This is a genomic window from Prochlorococcus marinus str. MIT 9312 (assembly GCF_000012645.1).
Lineage (GTDB): Bacteria > Cyanobacteriota > Cyanobacteriia > PCC-6307 > Cyanobiaceae > Prochlorococcus_A > Prochlorococcus_A marinus_L.
Genome location: NC_007577.1, coordinates 1,598,408 through 1,623,005 on the forward strand (window position 1 = coordinate 1,598,408; position 24,598 = coordinate 1,623,005).

Below are 24,598 nucleotides of genomic sequence, written 5' to 3' on the forward strand. Positions count from 1 at the left end.
TACAGCTAAAATGGCAAAAAATTCAAACAAAGTTAGAAAAAATACTAATAAAGAAAATAATTTTAAACGTCTAGCTGAGAATAGATATGCAAAATTTCAATATGCAATATCTGAAACAATCGAAGCTGGAATTGAACTTTTAGGAACTGAAGTAAAATCTATTAGAAACGGAAAAGCAAATTTAAGAGATGGGTACTGTTCATTCAGAGATGGTGAGATTTTATTATTAAATGTTCACATTTCACCACACAAAAATGTGGGGTCTTTCTTTAATCATGATCCATTAAGAAATAGAAAGTTGCTACTACATAAAAAAGAAATAATTAAGCTGAAATCCAATACTGAAAAAAAAGGAATGACTATTGTTCCCTTATCTATGTATTTAAAAGGGTCATGGATAAAACTAACTCTTGGTGTCGGTAAAGGGAAAAAATTACATGACAAACGACAAGATGAAAAACAAAAAAGTATAAAAAAAGAAATCAACTCTGTACTAAAAAGATAAAAATATTATGCAGACTTCTTGAAACTATGAATCCAAACTTACTGAACTTGGAGGCGGGGAAGGATCTGGATCTGCAATTAACATATGCTGTAAGACAGTTTCAGGTCTTTCACTATCTCTCCAACGTATTTTGTAAGCAGGCATTTTGGTACCCCTACTTGTAGTTTGCTCTACTGGTTCAATAACCCATCCTCTTCTTGATCGGCCTTGAGGATTTCTTTTTACTACTGCATCCGCGTGTTTGAAACGGAAACCAACACGTTCACCACTCATTTAAAAAATTGCGTATTGGATTAATTATCTTATTTTACTTCATTCAAGGGTAATTTTTCGTTTTTATTGGAAGTTATTTCTGGTTTTAACAATGGGAAAGGGATTACATCTCTAATTGATGGACTATTAGTAATTAGCATAATCAGTCTATCAATACCTATGCCTAATCCCCCAGTAGGAGGCATACCAATCTCCAAAGCATTCAAAAAATCTTCATCTATACAATGAGCCTCATGATCTCCTTCATCTCTAAGAGATTGCTGTAATTGCATTCTTTCTCTTTGATCTACTGGATCTATCAACTCACTAAACGCATTTGCTAGCTCTCGTCCAACAATAAATAATTCGAATCTCTGAACCATTTCTTTATTATCAAGATGAGGCCTAGCTAAAGGAGAAATTTCAACAGGATAATCGATAACAAAAGTAGGTTCTATAAGTTCTGACTCAACTTTTTGCTCGAAGACCTCATTTAAAAGTCTTCCCATAGAATTCACTTTATTAGAAAATTCAACATTTATACTTTTAACGGCTTGTTTTGCTGATTGAAAGTCTCCACTGAAAGAATCAAAATCAATCCCTGTATATTTTTTGACAATATCTTTCATGGATATTCTTGACCAAGGTTTAGAAAAATCAATTTCCTTATTTTGATAATTTATAACTAAAGAACCACACACATTAAATACAATATCTTTAATCAGTTCTTCTGTTAGATTCATCATATCGACATAGTTAGAAAAAGCTTGATAAATTTCAACTGAGGTAAATTCTGGATTATGCTTTGTACTTATCCCCTCATTACGGAAGATTCTTCCCAATTCATAAACTTTCTCAAATCCTCCAACAACCATTCTTTTTAAATGTAATTCTGTAGCTATTCTTAGATACAGCGGAATATCCAATGTATTGTGATGAGTAATAAATGGTCTTGCTTCAGCACCACCAGCTTCAGATTGAAGAATTGGAGTCTCTATCTCTAAAAAATTTCTATTATCTAGCCATTGTCTTATAAAACTTATACATTTTGCTCTTGTTTTAAATACATTTTTAGAGTGTGGATTAACTATTAAATCTAGATAACGTTGTCTATATCTTTTTTCAATATCAGTCAATCCATGCCATTTATCGGGTAAAGGCTGTAATGATTTGGATAACATTTCCCATTTTTCTACTTTAATTGAAAGCTCCCCTTTATTAGTCTTTTTAATAGTGCCGTATACGCCTATCCAATCACCAATATCTACTATTTCCTTAATATCTTCAAAAGAAAGTAATTTTTGGTTTTCTAAATTGCAATTAATCATCCTTTTATCTAGATAAAGCTGAATCTGTCCTTCTTGATCGCTTATTGTGAAAAAAGCAATTTTACCCATTACCCTTTTTGCCATCACTCTACCAGCGAGAGAAACACTGAAGTCTTCCTCTTGACCATTTTCTAAATAATCAAATTTTTGAATAAGAAATTTTGTAGTATGTGAAACGCTAAAACTCTCTGCGTAAGAAGCAAATCCTTTACTAACTAGTGAATTAGCTTTTTGTAAGCGTGCTTCTCTTATTTCAGACAAAATTTATTTTAATATATTTGTTTTATTTAATAAAATTATCAGACTATGGCTCAACTTGCCAAAGATGTTGCTGTTTCGCCAACTCTCTGAGACGCATAACCGATCCCTCTAACAGTTAATATTAATTCTGGATTTCTTGGATCTGGTTCCAATTTACCCCTTAGTCTTGCGACATATACATCTACAACTCTTAAATCTGCAGCTCTACGAGGCGGATAACCCCATAGCTGTTCTAAAATTTCTGCTCGAGGAACAACTTTACCAGGCTCGTCGAATAATAATTCTAAGAGGCTAAATTCAGTATAAGTTAGACTAATTCTTTCCCCTGCTCTAGAAACTTGTCGACGATTAGTATCAACAACTAAACTTCCAAATTTCATAACTCCTTTGCCAGATGGAACTTCTTTAGTTTCAGCAACCGATACAGTAGGTCCCATTCTTCTCAAAATAGTAGCTATCCTAGCCTCTAATTCTTTTGGGCTAAATGGTTTAGATAAGTAATCATCAGCACCTAAGTCCAAACCTGCAACTCTTTCTGAAATAGCCTCTAGAGCGGTTAAGAATATTATTGGCACTACTGATTCAGCTCTAATTCTTCTGCAAACTGCGAATCCATCCATTTTTGGAAGCATAACATCAAGAACTATCAAATCTGGGGAATCCCTGTGAAAAGATTCAATAGCTTCTTCGCCGTTAGTGGCTGAAAAAACTTGATATCCTGCTAGTTGAAGCCTTGTAACTAATACCTTCAAAACTGCAGGTTCATCATCAACAACTAAAATTCTTGCTTTTGACATAGTTCAAAAAAATTTCTCAATATTTCAAAGCAAAGAATTATTGCATTGAATATTTATTCTAACAATTAAAAATATAACATTACGAACCCTCAAAGGGATATTCCGTAGATTTACAAAAATTTTCAATAATTTGTGGATATAAATTTTTTCGTAAACTTTTTACTTCATTCATAAAAATATATTACTGTAATTTTCTTCTTGAAAATTTAAACAATTTTAAAAGTTGAGAGCAAATAAAAGGAGCAAAAAAACCTGTAAGGAATACCTCAGCTAAAATATTTTGAACACTAGGGATAACCAGTAAAAAAGTAATATCTGAAAAATCTTTAAACAAAATTTGTAAAAAATAAAGAGTCCCACATAACAAACTTCCAAAAGAACAAATTAAACCATACCTAAAATGTCCCACCAAAATATTACTATGTAATTTAATTCTCCCAAATACAATTCCACATAAAATTAAGCCCGGTATTTGAGTAAAACTACTATCTAAAGTTACAGAATCTAAAATTAGACCTAAAAACAAACCAAATATTAGTCCATTGATTGATCCATAAGTCATTGACCAAGGTAATAACCAAAATAACGGCCAATATGGCTGAACACCTAACAATCCAAGCCAATTTGGATGCCACAAAAAAATAATTGGGATAAAAATAAATGATATTATTGATGATTTTTTTTTGAAAAATGTATTCATTCAATATTGACTTTTAAAATTTGCACCCAATCAATTAAGTGAGGTTTTGCTAAAAGTGATATTTTTGCCGTTTTTTTTGCTTTAAATGTCTCATCTATAGATTGGACAATACCAATGGGTATATTTGGAGGTAATAACGTACTAGCAGGAGAAGATGATACAAAATCTCCGACTTTAATATCAGCATCTTTTGAAAAAAGTATTAAGCTAGGAAAATCAGACCCTAAACCGACCAGTAATCCATTAATTTGAATTCTATCCACCCAAACGCCTAACTTACTTTCTGGAGAGGTTATTAAAGTTACCGACGAAGTAAATAAAGAAGTATTATTTACTCTTCCTAATAATCCCCCTGGACCAATAACAGTACTACCAATTTCCACTCCATCTTTTGAACCTTTATTTAATATTATTTGTCTCCACCAACTACCTGTTTTTCTAGAAATAACTGCAGCTGAAATATTATCATTATTAGTTGATTCTTGAAGAGATAGGATTTCCCGCAGTCTTGAATTGTCCTTTTTAAGAAGATTTAACTTTATTAAAGATTCTTGATCAATACTCTCTAGTATAACTTCTTTTTGAAATTGACCAGGCCAAAACGGCTTTGAAATAAAATAATAAAAATCCTTATAAAAAGATCCCTTTGATATCCTCACAAAAACTAAAAATACAAAAACTCCGAAGAAAAACCAACTTTGCTTTTTATGCCACCAACGACTAGTAGAAATTCGTCGGATATCTAACATAATATTAATCTCTTATGGCGTTCCTTATAAAGTCTGGAGTATCGACAACTCTTTTCAGTTTTTTAAAATCATCCAAAACCTCTCCACAACCATTAACTACGCACAGCAATGGGTTTTCTGCTATGTGAGTAAAAATTCCTGTTTCATCGCTCAATAAATCATTAATTCCTCTGACTAAAGCTCCACCTCCTGCAAGCATAATCCCCCTGTCAACAATATCTGCAGCAAGTTCAGGGGGGGTTCGCTCTAAAGTTCTTTTGACAGCTTCCACTATTTTACTTAGTGTTTCCGCCATGGCCTCTCTAATTTCTCCTGATGTCAAAGTGACTGACCTTGGTAGACCAGATAAAAGATGTAAACCTCTCACTTCTAAAGTAGTTTTATCAAAATCATCATCTGGAAATGCAGATCCAATTTTGATTTTGATATCTTCTGCAGTTCTCTCTCCAACAACTAAATTGTGAACTTTTTTAAGATATAGCGCAATTGATTCATTTATTTCGTCGCCAGCTATTCGAACAGATTCACTTAATACAGTTCCGCCCAAACTTAATACTGCAACCTCAGTAGTACCACCACCAATATCAACAATCATAGTTCCAATTGGCTCAGTCACTGGTAGTGATGCTCCTATTGCTGCTGCAACAGGTTCATCAATTAAGTGAACTTCTCTAGCTCCGGCTAATCCAGCTTCTCTTACTGCTCTTCGCTCAACACTGGTAACTCCGCTTGGAATACCAATCACGATTCTTGGGGCTACTATACCTTTGCCTTCGTTACATTTTTGAATAAATGTTTTTATCATTTGTTCTGCAGCATCAAAATCTGCGATAACTCCATCTCTTAGTGGTCTTACAGCTCTTATATTGCCAGGGGTCCTTCCAAGCATTAACTTTGCTTCTTTACCAACAGCCAATGGAATCCCTTCTTCTAAATCCATAGCTACCACAGAAGGCTCTTGTAAAACAACCCCCTTACCTGATACATGTATAAGTGTATTGGCAGTTCCCAAATCTATGCCAATATCTCTAGAAAATTTAAATCTGTTAAAAATCACAATAAGAATTCTTTTTATAAATAATATATCTATTTTTTGTTAAGCTCTCAGAATTCTGTCTTTTAGTTATGAATAGCACTTAAAACTTTGAGCAGAACCTAGAAATATGAGTAGTATTAAAAAAAAAATAATTATGGAAATTAACACTATTAACCTAGTTGGCAGAGCTGGAAGAGAACCAGATGTCAGATATTTTGAATCTGGCAGTATCGTAGCGAATTTCACTCTTGCAGTGAATAGAAGAAGCAGAGATGAAGAACCAGATTGGTTTAATTTAGAAATATGGGGCAAACAAGCTCAAATAGCAGCAGATTACGTTAAAAAAGGATCTTTAATTGGAATTACAGGGAGCTTTAAAATTGATAGTTGGAAAGATAAAAATACTGGTGAAGATAGATACAAACCAGTTGTTAGGGTAGATAGATTAAACTTACTAAGCTCCCGAAAAGAATCTGAAAATAACCAATATTCTAACAACAGTAGTAACTCCAGCGAAATCCCTTTCTAAGCTCTATTGTTTTTTAAAAATCTAATAAGTAGTTTTATAAAAAAATATAAGAAAATTAAAATTAAAATTGGCTTTACAAAATATTTGATTTGATCTAAATAAGTTTCAATTATTGGATAATTTTCACCAAATAAATATCCTGCATAAGTGAGAAGTGCGACCCATATAAAGCTACCAAATGTAGTCCAAATCAAGAATTTTCTTAATGGCATAAGTTCTATACCAGCAGGAACTGAAATTAACGTTCTTATACCTGGTACTAATCGGCCCCAAAAAACTAAAGAAACCCCGTATTTATCAAACCACCTTTTACTTTTATTTAAATCATTAGAAGAAATTCCTAAATATTTTCCTTTTTTATCTAAAAAAATTGAAAGTCTTTTTTCATTTACTAATCTACCTAAGTAATACCAAGGCAATGATCCTAGAATCGTTCCTAATAACCCCCAAAAAACTAAAATGTAGAAATTTAATTTTTGTTGATAAACAAAAAATCCTCCCAACGGCATTATTATTTCTGAAGGGATTGGAGGTATTATGTTTTCTAAAAACATAGCCAAACAAATTGTTAGGTATGCAATTGTTGAATTCTTTTCAACAGCCAAACTAATATAGTCAGGGATTGAAGTAAGAAAATTTATAAAAATTAAATTCAAACTTAGTATCTATAAAGCTCTGGTTTATAAGGACCTTCAACAGAAACATTAATATAATCAGCCTGTTCTTCAGTTAATTTTGTTAATTTTGCACCAATTTTATCAAGATGTAATCTAGCTACCATTTCATCTAAATGTTTTGGTAAAACATAAACCTCCTTAGCATATTTTTCTGACTTATTGAAAAGTTCAATTTGAGCTAGTACTTGATTAGTAAACGAATTACTCATAACAAAGCTTGGATGTCCAGTGGCACAACCTAAATTAACTAATCTACCTTCAGCTAAAAGGATTATTTTATTACCACTCGGTAAAGTTATGTGATCAACCTGCGGCTTAATATTTTCCCATGGATAATCTTTCAATGAAGCCACATCAATTTCATTATCGAAATGGCCGATATTACAGACTATGGCCTCGTCTTTCATCTTGACAAGATTTTTGTTTGTTATAACCTGATAGTTCCCAGTAGCTGTAACAAATATATCTATATCTTCCACAACATCGTCTAATGTAACAACGCTAAAACCTTCCATTGCCGCTTGAAGAGCACAAATTGGATCAACTTCAGCAACTTTTACAATTGCACCAAGTCCTCTTAGAGACTGGGCTGAACCTTTACCTACATCTCCAAAACCCATTACTAAAGCGACCTTACCTGCAATCATCACGTCAGTTGCACGCTTTATGCTGTCAACTAGAGATTCTCGGCAACCATATAAATTATCAAATTTGCTCTTAGTTACTGAATCATTAACATTGATAGCAGGGAAAGGTAGAGCATTTTGCTTTTGCAGTTGATAAAGTCTTGCAACTCCCGTTGTAGTTTCTTCAGTGACACCAATGATATTACTCTTAATTCTAGAATAGAAGTCACTATCAGTTTCCAACTTATACTTGATAGAATTGAATAAAGCAATTTCTTCTTCATTACCGGGATTATCTAAAACAGATAAATCTTTTTCTGCTTTACTACCAAGTATCAATAAGCCAGTTGCATCTCCCCCATCATCAAGAATCATATTTGGAGAGTCTGCACCCCAATCAAGGATACAGTGGGTATATTGCCAATATTCATCAAGAGTCTCACCTTTTTTTGCATACACAGAAATTCCTTGATCTGCAATAGCTGCTGCAGCATGATCTTGAGTTGAAAAAATATTGCATGAAGCCCATTTCACTTCTGCACCAAGATCAACAAGAGTTTCTATTAAGACTGCTGTCTGAATAGTCATATGAAGACTTCCAGCTATTTTTGCCCCTTTTAGTGGCTTTTCAGATTGATATTTATCTCTAAGTGCCATTAATCCAGGCATTTCCGTTTCGGCAATTTTAATTTCTTTACGACCAAAATCTGATAAAGATATATCAGCAACTACGTAATTAGTTGTGGAGCTTTTAACTGAATTTGCGATAACCATATCTAGTAAATACTTTCTCTACTAAACTATAAATGATTCTTGTGTAATTTTGTGTTTATTGAGAATTTAAAAGAGACTTTAAATTTAGGAAAAAAACTCTCACACAAATTAAATCCCCAATCAATTGTTTTATTAAAGGGTCCAATTGGGGCTGGGAAAACTTCATTTGTTCAAGGGATTGCAAAAGGCTTATCAATCTCTGAGGACATTACAAGCCCTACATTTGCTTTATCGCATCACTATAACTCCGGCAAAATTCCACTAATTCACCTTGATTTATACAGGTTAGAAAATGTTTCTTCAGCAAAAGAAGTTTTTTTTTCAGAAGAAGAAGAGGCAATACAAAGACAAGCTATTTTAGTTATTGAATGGCCAGAATTAATAGAACCAGTTATTGATAATTTCTGGAAAATAGAAATTAGTTACGCAAAAAATCATGGAAGACACTACGAAATAAGAGATCCCAAAAATTTCTTAACCTTCTCATAATATGGCTGTTGCTCGATGGCCCCTTCACCTAGACAAGTTAATAATCCACAAACACCTGCGAACTTAATGCAATCTTCTATCTCTAGTTCATTTGAAGGATAGCCAGAAGAAATTAATTTTGAAATTAAGCCAGCTAGAAAAGCATCGCCTGCACCAGTAGTATCGACAATTTTTTGTGAAGTAGGAGTTTCGGTAATTCCCTGCAATCCATTGATATACCATGCAACGGGATTTTTCCCATCAGTTATTATTACATCTGGTCTATTAGACAATTGTTGAGATATTCGGAAGGGATTTTCATCCTCAAAAAACAAAGTTGCTTCTTCCTTGGCAAGTTTTAAAACATTTGCATTATTTAAAAAGTTCTTGATTAACTTAACTTTCGCGGATTTACTAATTTCTGATGAAAAACTTGAATGATCCCAAAAGACCTCTCTCCAATTCAAATCAATAACTATTTTGACTTCAAATTTTTTAGCCTGTTCAAGAAGAAAAAAAATAGTCTCTGCTGATATTGGAGATGATAATAAGATCGTTCCTGTAACCAAATATTGTGTTTCTAGCAAAGATTTCTCCAAATTTAAAATTTCTTTTTCGATTAATTTCTTACTAAGAACTTCGTCTGCAAAGCATGAATGAGAACTTTCCTCAAAGCCTGAAAAAAAACGATCTCCAAATTGATCTCTATCAACATTAACCACGCGAGTAGATGAATCATTATCTAATTGCAAGAAATCTAAATTAACGTCCAATTCACTAAATTGCGTAATAAATTTTTTTCCATAATCATCACTACCCAAACTTCCTATAAATGTTGAATCTATTTTTAATTTTCTTAATGCACAAGCAACATTAGCCGGCGCACCTCCCAAAAAATCTGTAAATCCTTGATTTGACTTATTTCTGATTCTGTCTATTAAAGCCTCTCCAATACATATGACCTTTTTCTTTTTCATAAAATGAAAGCTTTTTCTTAACTAAGAATAATTTATTAAAAACGAATAATTTTTTTTTGAATTAAAGTTTAATTAAAAGCATATTTCATAGTGTCTTTAAATAAATCTGAAACTTGGAAGTGGAAAAATTGGGAAATTTCTTGGTCTTTATCAAAAGAATCTACTTCTGAAAAAAATATTAAAATTTTATTAGTTCATGGATTTGGGGCATCAAAAAACCACTGGAGACATAATCAAGATTTCCTTGGGAAATTTTCTAACTGCTTCGCAATTGACTTACTAGGATTCGGAGAAAGCAGTCAGCCTAGTGCTTTATTAAATTACGAACCTTATAAAGAGAATTCAATTAAATATTCATTTGATTTATGGAGTGATCAAATATCGACCTTTTGTTCAGAAGTAATAAAATCTCCTGTTTACTTGGTAGGGAACTCAATTGGTGGTGTTATTGCATTGAAAGCTGCTGAAATTCTCAAAGATAATTGTAAAGGTGTCATTTTAATTGATTGTGCGCAAAGAACTATGGATGATAAACGCTTGAAAAAAAGTGATGTTTTAATGAATTTACTTAGGCCCGTATTAAAAACATTAGTAAGACAAAGAATAATTAGTAATACACTTTTTATGAGAGCTGCTAATCCAAAAGTTATAAAACAAATCCTAAGAAAAGCTTACCCCTCAGGAAAAAATATCGATGAAGAATTAATTGAAATTCTATATCAACCCTCTAAAAGGAAAAACTCTAAAGAAGCATTTCGTGGCTTTATTAACTTATTTGATGACTATCTTGCTCCAGACCTGTTCGATAAGGTTGATACTCCAATCCAATTGATTTGGGGAGAAAAAGATCCTTGGGAATCCTTAAATGAAGCAAAAGAGTGGGAGAAAAAATTCAGGAATATCAAAAGATTAGATATTATTAAAGATGCTGGTCATTGTCCCCATGATGAAAAACCTGAAGAAACCAATAAGTTAATATGTGAATTTCTTCAGGAAACAAAATAGGCTTCTACATTATCACTAAGTCTTCTCAAACCTCTTAATCCATCTCGTTCTAGGTTTCTTACTCTATCCCTACTTATTCCTAGTACTCTTCCTATACCTGTAAGAGACATTGGCTCATCACCATCCATTCCATATCTCATTCTTAAAACTCTACATTGCAGGTCTGGTAATTGATGCAAAAGAGAATGAAGATCGCCTCTCATACAATCCATCTCTATTTGCTCGTCTGGCAAATCCTCGCCGCCTGCTAGTAAATCTAATAAGACAGTGTCTTCACCATCGCCAACTTTTGTTTCCAGACTAACTGGCTGTCCAGCTTTGCACATCAAATCTTTAACATCTTCTTCAGGAAGCTCTACGTATTTAGCAAGTTCACTCACTGTTGGAGTTCTAGACATTTCTTGACTCAACTCTCTTTGACCTTTTTTCAACTTATTCAACATTTCAGTTATGTGAATTGGAAGCCTTATTGCCCTACTTTTTTCAGCTATCGCTCTAGTAATGCCTTGTCTAATCCACCAGTATGCATATGTTGAAAACTTGTAGCCTCTAGCTGGATCAAATTTTTCTACACCCCTTACAAGCCCTATAGTTCCCTCCTGGATTAAATCTAATAATTCCATATTTCTTTTAGTATATTTTTTTGCAACACTTACTACCAACCTTAAATTAGCGGCAACCATTCTTTCTTTAGCCCTTTGTCCAGCTCGCAATCGTTTCTTGATTATTGGAATTGATAAATTTAATTTGCTAGATAATTCCTCAATACTTGGCTTATCTCCTGTTAATTCAATAATTTCCAATTCTGCTCTTTCAACTTGCATATATTCTTGGACTTGCCTACCAAGAGTAATTTCTTGCTCGTGAGATAATAGAGGAACTCTACCTATATCTCTTAAATAAGATCTAACAAGGTCAACATCATTACTAGCCTTTAAACTTGATATTGTTGCTAATTTATTCTCACTTAATGTTTCAGAAGACATGAAAATTGAATGTTGTTTTGTAAACAATACCATTAAGAATTGTAAAGTTAAACAAAAAAATCCACAAATTTACAAAAATGAGAATAAATACCTAGTTGATTTTAAATCAACGAAAGGCTTAATAGCCATTTTGCGGTACTTAGATATATAAATACACCTGCAATATCAGTGATAGTTGTTATGAAAGGAGAGGACATTAAGGCTGGATCCAGTCTCATCCTGTCAAACAACAATGGGAGAATAGCGCCTGTTGTAGCAGCTAAAGTCGTTATAGATATTAAACTTATTCCTACTGCAGAGGCTATTAAAGGACCTTCTCCTTGCCACCAAGCGAAAGGAAATACAACTAGCATCATCAAAACACCTAATAGAGCGCCTGTGATTGCCTCCTTAACTACCGCCTTAATTGCACCAAGAGACTTCAATTTTTGAGTACTTAAACCTCTAATGACAACTGTTGAACTCTGAGCTCCAACATTTCCCCCAGTACCTATTAGCAGTGGAATAAATGCAGCTAGCAAAACTATTTCTTTTAATATTTGATCATTCATCGCTATAACTTTTGTCGTCAAACCATTTGCCAAAACCAAAATCAACAACCACAAAATTCTTCTTCGAGCTATCGTAAATAAACTACTTTGAAAATAATCATCTTCATCTCCAGGTTGAACTGCCCCCGCTGCATAAATATCTCTTGTGGCTTCTTGCTCTATAACATCAATTAAATCATCAACAGTTACTATCCCAACAAGTCTTTTTTCTTTATCGACAACTGGGAGCGCTAAAAAGTCATATCTTTGTATTGCTCTTGCCACCTCTTCTTGATTCGTATTAGTAGAAATATTAACTACATCTTTAGTCATAACATCTCCAATTGGCTTAGAGGGATCAGCAGTTACAAGGTCTCTCAAAGAAAGAATACCAGTTAAATGTCTTTCCTTGTCTGTAACATATAAACTATAAATTGTTTCTGTATATGGAGCTCTTTTTCTGACTAAAGCAAGAGCCTCGGCTGCCGTTTGCATCTCTTTAAGATCTATGAATTCAGTTGTCATTAATCTTCCAGCAGTTTCAGGCTCATATCCAAGCAATTCAGCTGTTACTTTCCTTTCACCAGGACTTAGAGCAGACAGAAATTTTCTTACAACTTTTGCAGGTAATTCGTCAAAGAGTTGAACCCTATCATCAGGAGACATTTTCTCAACGATTTCTAAAACTTCTCCCGAACGAAGTCTATCCAATAAAGTTTGCTGAACTATTGGATCTAAATATTCATAAACCTCAATCGCCTCATTTTTCTTTAGTAATCGAAATGCTAATGCCTGCAATATTAATGGAAGACTTCCAATAGCATCTGCAATATCAACAGGTTGAGAAGGTTCTAAAAGTAACTTTGCCTCATCATAATTTCCTGCGACGAGCAATTCTTCCAGTTGAATAGTAATATTTTCTCGAGTACTTAAATCTGAAGGTAAGGATGTAACAGTTTCAAGATTATCTTCATTCATAAAATATAATTCCTTTTCAAAGTAACAACACCATTATATGAAATCTAAGTAATTTTTCTACTTATCCAAAACCCAAAATACATTACCAATAAATTTATAATAATAATTAAATTACAAAAAATTATGAATTTCATCAAGTCTCCTTGATTAAAAACTTTATACAAAAAATATATAAATCCGCTAAAAGATGTAAAGCACGAAAAAAAACCGCTTAATATAATTTTTTCTATCGAGTAACTTAATCTTTTGTCAATAAAAAAACCAAAAAGTAATGATCCAATGATTGAAACAATGAAATTATTATTTATAAATAATCTTAAAAAAGAAGCTATATAACAAGCTAAAAGAATATAAATATAAATTTTTATTTTCATTTTATAATTTGCATCAAATAATAACCTAAATAAAAGCATATAAAGGAAATTATTATTACCTCGAAATAGTGAAAAAATAAATGCATAAATTTCCTCTTTTGCAATAAAACAAATAGTTGATATATAAAAGAAGAAAATGTACTAAAACATCCTAAAAATCCAATATAAAATAACAATAATAAGTTGTTATTAGTAAGATTTAATGCTAATAAAATTCCTAAAAAAAATGATGCTATGAAATTAACTATTGAAGTATTTTGAATATTAAAACCTATATTAATTTTTAAATTATTTTGTATGAACATCCTAAATATTAATCCAAAAGTACTCCCAAATAAAACAAGACTTATGGCAGTAATATCCAAAATTTACATTTTTATCCAGCCTTTTGTAATTTTATTAGGATCATCTAATAATTTATTAGAAGCTAATTCCACCCTAACCCAACTTTCTCTTTCACTGACTTTCCAAGTACGTAAAACTGATAAACTTGTACCAATTTCAAGAACTAGTAATTCTTTAGCATTAATTTCTGGAAAAGAATAAAGAGAAGTATTGGAACTTAATATAATTTCTTTTGTATTATTAGGAAACTTATTATGATTTATACTTTTTTGAATCCCACCAGCAGGTAATGTAATTGGAGCAATTAATGCAAAAGTAATTAAGCAAAAATTCTTAAGAAGATTATTAATCATATATCTAAAGTTGCCATATCTAATTTACTACTGTGAGTTTCAATAAATTCTCTTCTTGGTGCAACTTTATCTCCCATTAATATATTAAATATTCTGTCAGCTTCAAGTGCATCTTCAATTTCAACCCTTTTCATCATCCTGGTTTGAGGATTCATAGTTGTATCCCACAATTGTTTTGGCATCATCTCACCTAATCCCTTAAATCTTTGGATATTGTAATTTGCATTTTCTCCAAAGCTTCCAATTGTATCCTTTAATTGATTCTCGTTATAACAGTATTTATGATTCTTACCTCTTTCAACCTTGTAGAGGGGAGGACAAGCAATATATATATATCCCTTTTCAACAAGTTCTCTTTGATATCTATAAAAAAATGTCAATAATAAGGTTCTTATATGAGCACCGTCAACATCAGCATCCGTCATAATTACAACTCTGTGATATCTCAAAGAGCTCACGTCGAACTCCTCTCCTTTTATTCCTAATCCTAAAGCTGTTATTAAAGACTGAATTTCTGTATTTTTATATATTTTTGTATCGTCAGTTTTTTCGATATTTAGAATTTTACCCCTAAGAGGCAAAATAGCCTGAAATTTTCTATCTCTGCCTTGTTTTGCGGAACCTCCAGCAGAATCTCCCTCAACGATATAAATTTCAGATTCTGCGGGATCTCTAGAACTACAATCTGCTAATTTACCTGGCAAAGTTGAGCTTTCAAGAACACTTTTTCTTCTTACTAATTCTCTAGCCCTTCTTGCAGCTTCTGCTGCATTGAATGATTGAATTGCTTTCTCAAGAACCAAGTCTAAAATTCCAGGATTAAATTCCATAAATTTTGTAAGAGCCTCCCCAATAAGAGAATCAACAATTCCTCTTACTTCCGTATTACCTAATTTTGTTTTTGTTTGTCCCTCAAATTCGGGATCTGGAACTTTAACGGATAAAACTACAGTTAAGCCCTCTCTGATATTTTCGCCAGCTAAATTTTTTTCAATATCTTTTCTTTTACCTCTTTTTTTTGCAAGATTATTGAACGTTCTTGTCAAAACTGTCTTTAATCCTTCAATATGAGTTCCTCCATCAATAGTTCTAATATTATTTGCAAAACCTAAAATATTATCTGAATATACATCTGAACACCATTGCAAAGCTGCTTCTACGTAAACGTTTTCTTTTTGTGAGTCAACATAAATTATGTCAGGATGAATGGCCTCTTTTTCCGCATTCATGTATTGAACATATTCTTTAATGCCTCCTTGATATAAGTAAATTTCTTCTTTAAAAGAACCATCTGACAATTTATTTCTCTCATCTCTAAAAACAATTTTTACACCGCCATTAAGATAAGCAAGTTCTCTTAATCTTGATGAGAGAAGAGCATATTCGAATTCGATTCCTCCAGAAAAAATCGTTTTATCAGGTTTAAAACAAATAGTGGTTCCTTTTTTAAAAGGTTTTTTAGTCTGCTTTTTACTTTGCAATACATTCTGCGATACACCTTTTTCAAATCTTTGATTAAACTCACTACCATCTCTATAAACAGTCACATTAACCCATTCGCTTAAAGCATTAACTACAGAGATTCCTACTCCATGCAATCCGCCTGAAACTTTATAGCCACCACTTCCGAATTTACCTCCCGCATGAAGAACAGTCAGTACAGTTTCTAAGGCACTTTTACCCGTCCTTGGATGAATATCTGTTGGGATACCTCGTCCATTATCAGAAATTAAAGCTGATCCATCTGATTGAAGAACTATTTCTATATGATCACAATGACCTGCAAGTGCTTCATCAACTGAATTATCAACGACTTCATATACTAAATGATGCAAACCTCTAGGACCTGTAGAACCTATATACATGCCAGGACGTTTACGAACTGGCTCTAATCCCTCTAAGACCTGAATCTGTTCCGCACCATATTCATTTGAGATTTTATTAGATCTTTTGTCCTCACTCATTTAATATAAAAAAAAAACATTGGTCATTTAAAATGACCTTTCATTAAACTTACCACCGCAATAAGAGAAAGGCTCGAAGTCTATGAAAAATTTAATCACTTATATTATATAACTAATAAATTTTTCTTCAGAAATTCATATGTCTTCTTATCCCCCTCATGTAATAGTTCTAATTGGAGCCACAGCAAGTGGGAAAACAGAATTAGCTATCGAAATTGCAGAATATTTTAAAACTCGTATACATAATATCGATTCGAGACAAATTTATAAATCTATGGATATTGGAACAGCCAAACCATCTGAGAATCAACAAAAAAAAATAAAGCATTTTCTAATAGATATAGAAGAACCTATTAATCCAATTAATGTAAAACAATTTCAAGAAATTGCTCAAAAATCAATACAAAAAGAAATTAAGCAAAATAATTTACCTCTACTTGTTGGAGGAAGTGGTTTGTATATGAACGCAATAACCAAAGGTTTTTTTGTGCCGGATGTCCCTCCGCAAAATAATTTGAGAGAGCAATTGGAGGAACTTGGTCAAAAAGAATGTTGGGAGCTTTTAAAAAATTGTGATCCAATTTCGGCAAAAAAAATCAATCTTGCTGATCAAATTAGAACAATAAGAGCTTTGGAAGTATTTTATGTAACCGGTAAACCTTTATCTTCTCAAAAAGTTCAAAAACCGCCTCAATGGAAAATACTAGAGCTTGGATTAAATAGAGATAATTTAAAAGAAAGAATTTCACGAAGAACAAAAAATATGTTTTTATCTGGAATTATTGAAGAGACGAAAAATCTTATTTCTCGATATGGATCTGATTTACCAATATTAGAAACTATTGGTTACCGTGAAGCTAAAGATGTTTTAAATAATAATTTACCGATTGATAAGGCGATTGAGTTAACTAATATAAAAACGAACCAATTTGCCAAAAGGCAGAAAACATGGTTTCGTAATAAAAATAATCCTATTTGGCTTAATAACAAAAACCTGCTAAAAGATGCAATAATTAAGATAGAGTCTTTTTTAGACTAACTTTATGAAAAATAGATTTTTGTTCATCATCCAATCAATTTATTAACCAAACTGAATGCCACCACGCCCACGCTTTGACCGTCGCTCTCCTGTTAGGGAGCTCCCTAATATTAATGAAAGAATAAAATATCCCCAATTGAGAGTCGTTGATTCGGATGGGAAACAACTAGGAGTCATAGATAGATTAGAAGCATTAGAAATAGCCTCTCAAAGAGAACTTGATTTAGTTTTGGTAAGTGAAAAAGCAAATCCTCCTGTTTGCAGAGTAATGGACTATGGAAAATATAAATTTGAACAAGAAAAGAAAGCAAAAGAAGCAAGAAAAAAATCTCATCAAACAGAAGTTAAAGAAGTAAAAATGAGATACAAAATTGACAAACATGATTATGACGTACGAATCGGTCAAGCTACTAAATTTTTAAAATCGGGCGATAAAGTAAAATGCACTGTATTTTTTAGAGGCAGAGAAATTCAACACTCTAATTTAGCGGAAACACTCCTTTTAAAAATGGCTAATGATTTAGAAGAACAATCAGAAATACAACAAAAGCCAAAAAGAGAAGGAAGAAACATGATTATGTTTTTAAGCCCTAGAAAAACTCCTCTTATTAAGAAAGATGAAGGATAAGAAATTATTTTCGAAAAACTATGCCAAATGTTAAAGTGTCACTATGTATAAAAATTAATAAGTAAGGATTTTTCAAAAGTGAGATTCCGTATTCAACAAGAAAGTGATATCCCAGCATCGACACAACTCTATAATCAAATTTGCTTTGCCATAGCTGCAAGACATTATCCTCCGGGCCATCGACTTCCCAGCACTAGGCAACTTGCAATGCAGACTGGACTCCATAGAAATACCATAAGCAAAGTTTACAGACAACTTGAAATGGATGGGGTTGTTGAAGCGATAGCTGGATCTGGTATCTATGTAAGAGATAATCTTACTAAAAGAGACTTTAAAAAATCGATATACTCAAAAGACAAAATAAGTAAACAACCTGATCAAGAAATAAAGCAGACTATTGATAAATTAATTAATCTTGGCTGCACCTTACAAGAAGCAAGAGAAATATTTACCAATGAAATTGATTGGCGTATTAAATGTGGCGCAAAAATTATTGTAAGTACTCCTAGAGAAGATATAGGAGCTTCTATGTTAATCGCAGAAGAGCTATCTCCAAAAATTAATGTGCCAGTAGAAGTTATTCCTATGGAAGAATTAGAAAAAGTTTTGAGTAATTCAAATAATGGCACTATTGTCACAAGCAGATATTTTTTACAGCCTTTAGAAAAAGTTGCTAAACATCATGGAGTTCGTGCTATTGCAGTTGACTTGAGCGACTTTCAAAAGGAGTTAGATATTATCAAAGAATTCAATGCTGGAAGTTGTGTAGGTATCGTTAGCATTAGCCCTGGTTTATTGAGAGCAGCAGAAGTTATTATACACAGCATGAGAGGAGGTGAATTAATTCTTATGACGGCAATCTCAGACAATAATAGTAGACTACTATCACTTTTAAAGGCCTCAAACCACATAGTTTGTGACGGGCCTAGTTTATCAGTTGTGGAAAACACATTATTAAAAAATAGATCTCAGCTTATGAGATTACCTAAAATAATATGTGCTAAAAATTATTTAAGTATCGAAACAATAAATCATTTAAAAAAAGAAATAGGAGTTATTAATTAAACTATGATTTTAAGAACTTTTAAATCTGATATAGCAATTATCAAAGAGAGAGATCCTGCTGCTAGAGGAATATTAGAGATTTTTCTTTGTTACCCAGGTTTCCAATCAATAGTTATTCATAGGTTAACTCATCAATTATGGCAATTAAAAATTCCTCTAATTCCCCGCTTATTAAGTCATCTCAATAGGTTAGTAACAGGTATTGAAATCCATCCTGGAGCAAAAATTGGTAAACGGGTTTTCATAGATCATGGTATGGGAGTTGTTATTGGTGAAACGGCTGAGATAGGAAATAATTGTCTTCTTTATCAGGGAGTTACATTAGGAGGAACTGGTAAAAGTCATGGTAAAAGACACCCAACCTTAATGGAAAATGTTGTAGTTGGAGCAGGTGCAAAAGTTCTTGGGTCCATCACAGTAGGATCTAATACACGTATTGGGGCAGGTTCAGTAGTTGTCCGTAATGTAGAAGGGAACAGTACTGTGGTTGGAGTTCCTGGAAGAGTGGTGCATCAGAGTGGGGTCAAAGTTAATCCATTAGCTCACTCTGCCCTACCAGATACAGAAGCTAATGTTATAAAAAATTTAATGGATAGAATAGACTCACTTGAGAATGAAATTCTTAAGTTACAAAAAACCCTGCTGTGTCTAGCTAACTCAGAATCTATTGATATTTCTAAACTTGGTGAGGCTCAAAATCTTAAAGACAAAGAAATCATAGAATTTCTTGGAGATGATTAAATATTGATTTAATTTTTATCATCCTTATCAGTTTTAGGTTGAAACATAAACATTGAATAAATAACATTGCGTCTCATATTAGTCATCATTTCGAGAAACATATCATATCCTTCATTTTTGTACTCGATTAAAGGATCTTTTTGTCCATAACCTCTCAATCCAACCGATTCTCTTAAAGAATCCATGGATTGAAGATGTTCTCTCCATAAATTATCAATTTGCTGCAAAATAAAGAATCTTTCAGCTTCTCTCATTAATCCTGGTCTAATCTGTTCTATTTGTGATTCCTTCAAATCATAAGCTGTTCGCAATTGCTCTTGAAGATAGTTTTTTAATTCTTCTATTGAAAGTAACTTGACGTCATCAGCTTTAAGGTCATCTAATAAATATATAAATTCTTTGACTTTAGAAATTAATTGAGCAATATCCCATTCTTCTGGAGGTAGATCAGGATTAATATAAGCCTCCACAATTTCATACATTGTTCTTTCTCCATATCCTATAACTTGTCTCTTTAAATCAGTGCCTTGCAAGACTCTTAGTCTTTCGCTATAAACTGCCTTTCTTTGATTATTCATTACCTCATCATATTCAAAAACTTGTTTTCTAATATCGTAATAATATGTTTCTACTTTCTTTTGAGCACTTTCTAAAGACCTAGTAAGCATTCCTGATTCTATAGGCATATCTTCATCAACCCTAAATGCATTCATTAGATTTGCTACCCTTTCACCCCCAAAAATCCTTAATAAATTATCTTCTAAAGATAAAAAGAATCTTGTACTTCCAAAATCACCTTGTCTTCCTGCTCTACCTCTAAGTTGATTATCCACCCTTCTTGATTCATGTCTCTCAGTACCAATAACATGTAAGCCTCCGACTTCTCTTACTTTTTTTTCTTCATGAGTCAACACTTTTTCATATTCGTCTTTTACACGTGATAAAGATTCTCTCAAAAGCTTTATCATTTTATCTTCGGTTGGTGCTTTTTCTGCAGCTGTAGCTATTCTGTCATCTAAATCCAAGACAGAAAGTTGTCTATCACCCCAATTCTTAACAAGTTCATCAGATAAAACTGAGAGTTTCTTTTGGATTTCTTCATCCAGTTTGCAAGGAAAAAGACTTGTTGAATAGTCTGGAATGTTCTTTGTTAAATTTGAGCCAACTTTTGAAGAAAAACCACCCTTAGATTTTGAACTTCGTTGTTTAGGGATTGGTGGCTTATGCTCATTATTTGGCTTTACTAATAAAGGAATTAGAATCTCTTTTAATTTAAGTCTTGCCATATAATCACTGTTACCGCCGAGAATTATATCTGTTCCCCTTCCAGCCATATTAGTAGCAATAGTAACAGCACCTGCTCTTCCAGCCTGAGCTACAATTTCTGCCTCACGTTCAACGTTCTCTGGCTTAGCGTTTAACAAATTATGTGGGATTTTTTCTTCAGCTAAAAGTGAACTTAACAACTCACTTTTTTCAACACTTGTTGTACCAACTAAAACAGGTCTACCAGCTCTATGAATTTGCGCAGTTTCTCTAGCAACAGCTTTCCATTTACCTATCTCTGTCTTAAATACTTGATCAGGCAAATCTTCTCTCTTTCTTATTTGATTTGTTGGTATAACGGTTGATTCTAATTTATAAGTTTTTTCAAATTCAACCTCTTCTGTTTTTGCTGTTCCTGTCATACCTGCCAAACCAGGATATAAAAGGAAAAAATTCTGATAAGTTATAGATGCTAATGTTTGAGTCTCAGGCTGAATTTTAAGACTCTCTTTCGCTTCTATCGCCTGATGCTGTCCGTCACTCCATCTCCTTCCTGGCATTACTCTTCCTGTAAATTCGTCCACTATTACAGCCTCATTATTTTTAATAATATAATTTACATCTTTAATAAATAATTCTTTAGCTTTTAAAGCATTGGTTATGTAGTGCGCCCAAGGATCTTTGGGATTATATAAATCGCTAACTGCCAAATACTCTTCACATTTAGCGAAACCCTGATCAGTTAATATACAACTTCTCTGCTTTTCATCAACTTCATAATCGCCTTCTGGATCTATACCATCTTTACCTATTTCTTTTGCTTTAACTAGTGCCAGAGCTAATTCTGAAGCTTTTTGATATTTTTCTTGGGGTCTTTCAACTTGGCCAGAAATGATTAGAGGTGTTCTTGCTTCATCAATTAATATTGAATCAACCTCATCAATCACACAGTAATTGAATGGTCTTTGCACTACCTCATTAATATCGGTGGACATATTATCTCTTAAATAATCAAATCCTAATTCAGAATTCGTAGCATAAGTTATATCGCAGTCGTAATTTTTCTTTCTCTGAACAGGGCTCATATCTTGTTGAATCAAACCAACGGATAAGCCTAAAAAACGATGAACTTGGCCCATCCACTCAGCATCTCTTCTAGCTAAATAATCATTTACAGTAACTACATGAACCCCTTTTCCAGTTAAAGCATTTAAATAACAAGGTAATGTTGCTACAAGAGTTTTTCCTTCTCCAGTCTTCATCTCAGCGATTTGACATTCATGTAAAACCATCCCGCCTATTAACTGAACATCAAAATGTCGCATATCCAGAACACGTTTACTTGCTTCTCTAACAATCGCAAAGGCTTTTGGAAGAGATTCATCCAAGAGTTCTTTTTGTTGTTTAATATCTGATTCTGATGAGATCTGTGATTTGAGATTATGAGTTTCTTGTCTCAACTCATCATCAGTTAATTTAGAAATTTCTTCTTCTAAAAAATTTATCTCTTCCACTATTGGTTGATAGCGCTTTAACTTTCGTGTATTCGGATCTCCCAACAAAAGTTTTAGCATAAGTAACAGTCCTTGAAAAATTCATCTTATTACAAACATTATAAATTAGTGCGTTACAACAGAATGAAGAAAAATCATATCTCTTTAATTTTATAGAAATGATCGACTAAGGTATTTAAATTAAAACCAAGACAATAATCTAGTTATCGACAATTTCTACAACTTTTTAAAAAATGAAGGCAATATCTCTAATAAACCATTCCAAAGGAGCTGTAGGGTTAAGGTTTTTTGGATTAGGTCCTAATCTAAAGCCGACCAATGGGTTAAATAAGCTGCAAAATTTACTTAATAGAAATGCTTTCTGGGCCAAAAGCAGAACAATAAATGATCTAAAAAAATGTCTTGCCAACAGTGACGTTATAATAAGTCTTTGGGTTGGCAACGAAATAGTTGGTTTTGGTAGAGCTTTAACAGATGGGATTTACCGAGGATTTCTTTGGGATATAGTTATAGATCATAATTACCAGGGACAAGGTTTTGGCACATTAATTGTCAAAAATCTTTTATCTTCAAAAAAAATTAAAAATACAAAGAAAATATATTTAATGACGACTAATAAAAAATTGTTCTATACTCAATTTGATTTTAAAAAAGTTACTTCTCAAGATTTGTTGATTCGTGAAATATAAACCACGTCTTCTATCAAACAATCAAGTTACAAACTTACTATAAAGCCATCTTATAAAAGGACCTAAAATAGGAACTGGTCCAAAAGTTGGTCCACAAAAATCAAAATAATCTCTATGCTCTTTTATTAATCCATTTTGACCAAATAATAAACGAGTAGTTCCAGGATAAATAAATTCTTTACCCATAATTTTTAAACCCATTGTCCATTCAACAAATCCACAATTTCCACTTATTGAGATTGCATGAGTTTCTAAAAAAACATCATCACATCTTTTAACAAGTTTTTCTTGAGCTTTGATATAAGCATCTAATCCTTCTGTTTCCTGCGTTGGATCTACAAAAATAACATTCTCATTATAAAATTCTGCCCATTTTTGTTTTGTTGGTGAATCTGCACCATAAGGTTTAGTAAATAATCCCCTTAATTCATCTACAGAAATTACTCTGGCCATTTCAAAACGATTGTTATTGATACTCTAGAAGATAAACACATGAAAAGCGGATGAAGAGATTCGAACTCTCGACATTCTCCTTGGCAAGGAGATGCTCTACCACTGAGCTACATCCGCATAATATTGTTATTTTATCTCAAAGAAGGGATCAATGATAGAAATAATTAATTTTCTCAACTAATTTAAATTTTTAATTAAAGATCCCATCTCAATTGCTTGTAAAGCATAATTCCAACCAAGATTATTCTTAATCCCTGCTCTTTCTAAAGCCTGCTGCATAGTATCAGTAGTTAAAACTCCAAAAATAATTGGAACATTATTCTCATTTGAAACTTGTGAAATCCCTTTGCTAGCCTCTGATATAACTACATCATAGTGAGAGGTTTCACCGCGAATAACAGCCCCAAGAGCAATTACAACATCATAACTCTTTTTTTTCATCAGAGTTTTAGCTGCGATTGGTAATTCGAATGAACCTGGTACCCAAACTATATCTACTTGATTACTTAATTCAGAAGTATCTAAACCATGTCTTTTTAGACAATCAAGACAACCAGATAGAATTTTATTTGTAATTAAATCATTAAATCTTGCTATTACAATTCCTACTTTTAAAGTAGATGCACTAGTAAAAGACCCTTCAAAAATAGCCATTAAATTTTACTTCGATATATTAATAGACTCTCACGAAAAGGTATTTAGTTCAAACCAAGTTAGCAATAACACCCTCAATCAATACTAAATGGAACCAAACTCCTCCAATTATTTCAACTTTCTTGATCTCTGGATTACGTCTATCAGATGGATCAGACTGTGTCATATAGAAATATGGTACTCCCACTACTGCTATTAAAGATGCAAATAAAAGAGCATTTATGAAGAAAAAGTTTACTGCCTGCATGATTCAATCTTGAATTTTTAATAATTATAAATACTATAATCTCATGAAAGTGATTTTTTTTGGAGAAAATTTACATACTTTTAGCTAC

At 32.6% G+C, this 24,598-nt stretch carries 28 protein-coding genes and 1 tRNA gene; 9 read left to right on the forward strand and 20 right to left on the reverse strand.

Annotation, left to right across the window (positions count from 1 at the left end):
• Window positions 1-10: 10 nt before the first annotated feature.
• Complete coding sequence (smpB, locus tag PMT9312_RS08815; RefSeq protein ID WP_011377251.1) at window positions 11-505, forward strand: SsrA-binding protein SmpB; 495 nt, start codon at window positions 11-13, stop codon at window positions 503-505.
• A gap of 24 nt (window positions 506-529) precedes the next feature.
• On the opposite strand, the gene PMT9312_RS08820 is transcribed toward smpB, so the two are convergent.
• The 6 genes from PMT9312_RS08820 to PMT9312_RS08845 form a co-directional block, all read right to left on the reverse strand.
• On the reverse strand, window positions 530-778 hold the full coding sequence (locus tag PMT9312_RS08820; protein ID WP_011377252.1) for a hypothetical protein: 249 nt from the start codon (window positions 776-778) through the stop codon (window positions 530-532).
• Window positions 779-807: 29 nt separating this feature from the next.
• Entirely contained in the window at window positions 808-2,346 is a 1,539-nt protein-coding gene (gene lysS / locus PMT9312_RS08825) for a lysine--tRNA ligase (RefSeq protein WP_011377253.1), read from the reverse strand.
• 50 nt (window positions 2,347-2,396) lie between these two features.
• Window positions 2,397-3,143, reverse strand: a complete 747-nt coding sequence (gene rpaB, locus PMT9312_RS08830) for a response regulator transcription factor RpaB (RefSeq protein ID WP_011377254.1) — start codon at window positions 3,141-3,143, stop codon at window positions 2,397-2,399.
• Window positions 3,144-3,324: 181 nt separating this feature from the next.
• Window positions 3,325-3,843, reverse strand: a complete 519-nt coding sequence (locus tag PMT9312_RS08835; RefSeq protein WP_011377255.1) for a hypothetical protein — start codon at window positions 3,841-3,843, stop codon at window positions 3,325-3,327.
• Window positions 3,840-4,592, reverse strand: coding sequence for a rod shape-determining protein MreC (gene mreC / locus PMT9312_RS08840; protein ID WP_011377256.1), 753 nt, complete (start codon window positions 4,590-4,592; stop codon window positions 3,840-3,842). The genes PMT9312_RS08835 and mreC overlap by 4 nt, the downstream gene beginning before the upstream one ends.
• A 4-nt stretch (window positions 4,593-4,596) precedes the next feature.
• Complete coding sequence (locus tag PMT9312_RS08845; protein WP_011377257.1) at window positions 4,597-5,649, reverse strand: rod shape-determining protein; 1,053 nt, start codon at window positions 5,647-5,649, stop codon at window positions 4,597-4,599.
• Window positions 5,650-5,782: 133 nt separating this feature from the next.
• Between PMT9312_RS08845 and PMT9312_RS08850 the strand changes: the two genes are divergently transcribed.
• Window positions 5,783-6,157, forward strand: a complete 375-nt coding sequence (locus PMT9312_RS08850; RefSeq protein ID WP_036923880.1) for a single-stranded DNA-binding protein — start codon at window positions 5,783-5,785, stop codon at window positions 6,155-6,157.
• Here the strand turns inward: PMT9312_RS08850 and PMT9312_RS08855 are convergent.
• Both PMT9312_RS08855 and ahcY read right to left on the reverse strand, forming a co-directional pair.
• On the reverse strand, window positions 6,154-6,813 hold the full coding sequence (locus PMT9312_RS08855; RefSeq protein WP_011377259.1) for a DedA family protein: 660 nt from the start codon (window positions 6,811-6,813) through the stop codon (window positions 6,154-6,156). The genes PMT9312_RS08850 and PMT9312_RS08855 overlap by 4 nt on opposite strands.
• Before the next feature lie 2 nt (window positions 6,814-6,815).
• Complete coding sequence (gene ahcY, locus PMT9312_RS08860) at window positions 6,816-8,234, reverse strand: adenosylhomocysteinase (protein WP_011377260.1); 1,419 nt, start codon at window positions 8,232-8,234, stop codon at window positions 6,816-6,818.
• Window positions 8,235-8,285: 51 nt separating this feature from the next.
• Between ahcY and tsaE the strand changes: the two genes are divergently transcribed.
• A complete protein-coding gene (tsaE, locus tag PMT9312_RS08865; RefSeq protein WP_011377261.1) occupies window positions 8,286-8,723 on the forward strand; it encodes a tRNA (adenosine(37)-N6)-threonylcarbamoyltransferase complex ATPase subunit type 1 TsaE in 438 nt (145 codons plus the stop codon).
• On the opposite strand, the gene PMT9312_RS08870 is transcribed toward tsaE, so the two are convergent.
• Complete coding sequence (locus PMT9312_RS08870; RefSeq protein WP_011377262.1) at window positions 8,681-9,679, reverse strand: carbohydrate kinase family protein; 999 nt, start codon at window positions 9,677-9,679, stop codon at window positions 8,681-8,683. The genes tsaE and PMT9312_RS08870 overlap by 43 nt on opposite strands.
• Window positions 9,680-9,769: 90 nt before the next feature.
• Here PMT9312_RS08870 and PMT9312_RS08875 point away from each other — a divergent pair, with 90 nt between their 5' ends.
• Window positions 9,770-10,684, forward strand: a complete 915-nt coding sequence (locus PMT9312_RS08875) for an alpha/beta fold hydrolase (protein WP_011377263.1) — start codon at window positions 9,770-9,772, stop codon at window positions 10,682-10,684.
• Here PMT9312_RS08875 and PMT9312_RS08880 read toward each other — a convergent pair.
• From PMT9312_RS08880 to gyrB, 6 genes are all read right to left on the reverse strand, one after another.
• Window positions 10,669-11,670 carry an RpoD/SigA family RNA polymerase sigma factor gene (locus PMT9312_RS08880; protein ID WP_036923838.1) on the reverse strand — a complete coding sequence of 334 codons (1,002 nt, stop codon included), beginning with the start codon at window positions 11,668-11,670 and terminating at the stop codon, window positions 10,669-10,671. The genes PMT9312_RS08875 and PMT9312_RS08880 overlap by 16 nt on opposite strands.
• Window positions 11,671-11,771: 101 nt before the next feature.
• Window positions 11,772-13,178 carry a magnesium transporter gene (gene mgtE, locus PMT9312_RS08885; RefSeq protein ID WP_011377265.1) on the reverse strand — a complete coding sequence of 469 codons (1,407 nt, stop codon included), beginning with the start codon at window positions 13,176-13,178 and terminating at the stop codon, window positions 11,772-11,774.
• Window positions 13,179-13,222: 44 nt separating this feature from the next.
• The gene (locus PMT9312_RS08890; protein WP_318655364.1) at window positions 13,223-13,591 is read right to left on the reverse strand and encodes a CrcB family protein; all 369 of its coding nucleotides are present in this window, start codon (window positions 13,589-13,591) and stop codon (window positions 13,223-13,225) included.
• Window positions 13,549-13,917 (reverse strand): FluC/FEX family fluoride channel, encoded by a 369-nt coding sequence (locus PMT9312_RS08895; RefSeq protein ID WP_011377267.1) that lies wholly within the window; start codon window positions 13,915-13,917, stop codon window positions 13,549-13,551. Before PMT9312_RS08895 ends, PMT9312_RS08890 begins: the two co-directional genes overlap by 43 nt.
• A 3-nt stretch (window positions 13,918-13,920) precedes the next feature.
• Window positions 13,921-14,250 (reverse strand): hypothetical protein, encoded by a 330-nt coding sequence (locus PMT9312_RS08900; RefSeq protein ID WP_011377268.1) that lies wholly within the window; start codon window positions 14,248-14,250, stop codon window positions 13,921-13,923.
• Entirely contained in the window at window positions 14,247-16,214 is a 1,968-nt protein-coding gene (gene gyrB, locus PMT9312_RS08905) for a DNA topoisomerase (ATP-hydrolyzing) subunit B (protein WP_011377269.1), read from the reverse strand. Before gyrB ends, PMT9312_RS08900 begins: the two co-directional genes overlap by 4 nt.
• A 139-nt stretch (window positions 16,215-16,353) precedes the next feature.
• Here gyrB and miaA point away from each other — a divergent pair, with 139 nt between their 5' ends.
• From miaA to cysE, 4 genes are all read left to right on the forward strand, one after another.
• Window positions 16,354-17,253 carry a tRNA (adenosine(37)-N6)-dimethylallyltransferase MiaA gene (gene miaA / locus PMT9312_RS08910; protein ID WP_011377270.1) on the forward strand — a complete coding sequence of 300 codons (900 nt, stop codon included), beginning with the start codon at window positions 16,354-16,356 and terminating at the stop codon, window positions 17,251-17,253.
• 55 nt (window positions 17,254-17,308) lie between these two features.
• Window positions 17,309-17,881 carry a translation initiation factor IF-3 gene (infC, locus tag PMT9312_RS08915; protein WP_011377271.1) on the forward strand — a complete coding sequence of 191 codons (573 nt, stop codon included), beginning with the start codon at window positions 17,309-17,311 and terminating at the stop codon, window positions 17,879-17,881.
• Window positions 17,882-17,959: 78 nt separating this feature from the next.
• Window positions 17,960-18,946, forward strand: a complete 987-nt coding sequence (locus PMT9312_RS08920) for a GntR family transcriptional regulator (protein WP_011377272.1) — start codon at window positions 17,960-17,962, stop codon at window positions 18,944-18,946.
• Between the two features lie 6 nt (window positions 18,947-18,952).
• Window positions 18,953-19,687: a serine O-acetyltransferase gene (cysE, locus tag PMT9312_RS08925; protein WP_036923877.1), complete on the forward strand. Its 735-nt coding sequence runs from the start codon at window positions 18,953-18,955 to the stop codon at window positions 19,685-19,687.
• Between the two features lie 8 nt (window positions 19,688-19,695).
• Here cysE and secA read toward each other — a convergent pair whose 3' ends face one another.
• Window positions 19,696-22,527 (reverse strand): preprotein translocase subunit SecA, encoded by a 2,832-nt coding sequence (gene secA / locus PMT9312_RS08930; RefSeq protein ID WP_011377274.1) that lies wholly within the window; start codon window positions 22,525-22,527, stop codon window positions 19,696-19,698.
• Window positions 22,528-22,700: 173 nt separating this feature from the next.
• Here secA and PMT9312_RS08935 point away from each other — a divergent pair, with 173 nt between their 5' ends.
• Complete coding sequence (locus tag PMT9312_RS08935) at window positions 22,701-23,156, forward strand: GNAT family N-acetyltransferase (RefSeq protein ID WP_011377275.1); 456 nt, start codon at window positions 22,701-22,703, stop codon at window positions 23,154-23,156.
• 21 nt (window positions 23,157-23,177) lie between these two features.
• Here the strand turns inward: PMT9312_RS08935 and PMT9312_RS08940 are convergent, their stop codons facing one another.
• The 4 genes from PMT9312_RS08940 to psbZ all read right to left on the reverse strand — a co-directional run bounded on the left by PMT9312_RS08940 (window position 23,178) and on the right by psbZ (window position 24,510).
• Entirely contained in the window at window positions 23,178-23,609 is a 432-nt protein-coding gene (locus PMT9312_RS08940) for a nuclear transport factor 2 family protein (RefSeq protein WP_011377276.1), read from the reverse strand.
• Between the two features lie 45 nt (window positions 23,610-23,654).
• Window positions 23,655-23,726: transfer RNA gene (locus tag PMT9312_RS08945), tRNA-Gly, on the reverse strand.
• Between the two features lie 60 nt (window positions 23,727-23,786).
• Complete coding sequence (gene ribH, locus PMT9312_RS08950; RefSeq protein WP_011377277.1) at window positions 23,787-24,263, reverse strand: 6,7-dimethyl-8-ribityllumazine synthase; 477 nt, start codon at window positions 24,261-24,263, stop codon at window positions 23,787-23,789.
• Between the two features lie 49 nt (window positions 24,264-24,312).
• Complete coding sequence (gene psbZ, locus PMT9312_RS08955; RefSeq protein WP_011377278.1) at window positions 24,313-24,510, reverse strand: photosystem II reaction center protein PsbZ; 198 nt, start codon at window positions 24,508-24,510, stop codon at window positions 24,313-24,315.
• Between the last annotated feature and the right edge of the window lie 88 nt (window positions 24,511-24,598).

What these genes read in the sequence shown, in the direction of transcription:
- mreC (WP_011377256.1), bottom strand. Translation starts at nt 4,592, where the DNA reads ATGTTAGATATCCGACGAATTTCTACTAGTCGTTGGTGGCATAAAAAG.
- infC (WP_011377271.1), top strand. Translation starts at nt 17,309, where the DNA reads ATGCCACCACGCCCACGCTTTGACCGTCGCTCTCCTGTTAGGGAGCTC.
- rpaB (WP_011377254.1), bottom strand. Translation starts at nt 3,143, where the DNA reads ATGTCAAAAGCAAGAATTTTAGTTGTTGATGATGAACCTGCAGTTTTG.
- psbZ (WP_011377278.1), bottom strand. Translation starts at nt 24,510, where the DNA reads ATGCAGGCAGTAAACTTTTTCTTCATAAATGCTCTTTTATTTGCATCT.
- PMT9312_RS08850 (WP_036923880.1), top strand. Translation starts at nt 5,783, where the DNA reads ATGGAAATTAACACTATTAACCTAGTTGGCAGAGCTGGAAGAGAACCA.
- PMT9312_RS08900 (WP_011377268.1), bottom strand. Translation starts at nt 14,250, where the DNA reads ATGATTAATAATCTTCTTAAGAATTTTTGCTTAATTACTTTTGCATTA.
- PMT9312_RS08820 (WP_011377252.1), bottom strand. Translation starts at nt 778, where the DNA reads ATGAGTGGTGAACGTGTTGGTTTCCGTTTCAAACACGCGGATGCAGTA.
- PMT9312_RS08935 (WP_011377275.1), top strand. Translation starts at nt 22,701, where the DNA reads ATGAAGGCAATATCTCTAATAAACCATTCCAAAGGAGCTGTAGGGTTA.
- secA (WP_011377274.1), bottom strand. Translation starts at nt 22,527, where the DNA reads ATGCTAAAACTTTTGTTGGGAGATCCGAATACACGAAAGTTAAAGCGC.
- PMT9312_RS08940 (WP_011377276.1), bottom strand. Translation starts at nt 23,609, where the DNA reads ATGGCCAGAGTAATTTCTGTAGATGAATTAAGGGGATTATTTACTAAA.
- ahcY (WP_011377260.1), bottom strand. Translation starts at nt 8,234, where the DNA reads ATGGTTATCGCAAATTCAGTTAAAAGCTCCACAACTAATTACGTAGTT.
- PMT9312_RS08870 (WP_011377262.1), bottom strand. Translation starts at nt 9,679, where the DNA reads ATGAAAAAGAAAAAGGTCATATGTATTGGAGAGGCTTTAATAGACAGA.
- PMT9312_RS08880 (WP_036923838.1), bottom strand. Translation starts at nt 11,670, where the DNA reads ATGTCTTCTGAAACATTAAGTGAGAATAAATTAGCAACAATATCAAGT.
- PMT9312_RS08835 (WP_011377255.1), bottom strand. Translation starts at nt 3,843, where the DNA reads ATGAATACATTTTTCAAAAAAAAATCATCAATAATATCATTTATTTTT.
- ribH (WP_011377277.1), bottom strand. Translation starts at nt 24,263, where the DNA reads ATGGCTATTTTTGAAGGGTCTTTTACTAGTGCATCTACTTTAAAAGTA.
- smpB (WP_011377251.1), top strand. Translation starts at nt 11, where the DNA reads ATGGCAAAAAATTCAAACAAAGTTAGAAAAAATACTAATAAAGAAAAT.
- miaA (WP_011377270.1), top strand. Translation starts at nt 16,354, where the DNA reads ATGTCTTCTTATCCCCCTCATGTAATAGTTCTAATTGGAGCCACAGCA.
- mgtE (WP_011377265.1), bottom strand. Translation starts at nt 13,178, where the DNA reads ATGAATGAAGATAATCTTGAAACTGTTACATCCTTACCTTCAGATTTA.
- gyrB (WP_011377269.1), bottom strand. Translation starts at nt 16,214, where the DNA reads ATGAGTGAGGACAAAAGATCTAATAAAATCTCAAATGAATATGGTGCG.
- PMT9312_RS08890 (WP_318655364.1), bottom strand. Translation starts at nt 13,591, where the DNA reads ATGCTTTTATTTAGGTTATTATTTGATGCAAATTATAAAATGAAAATA.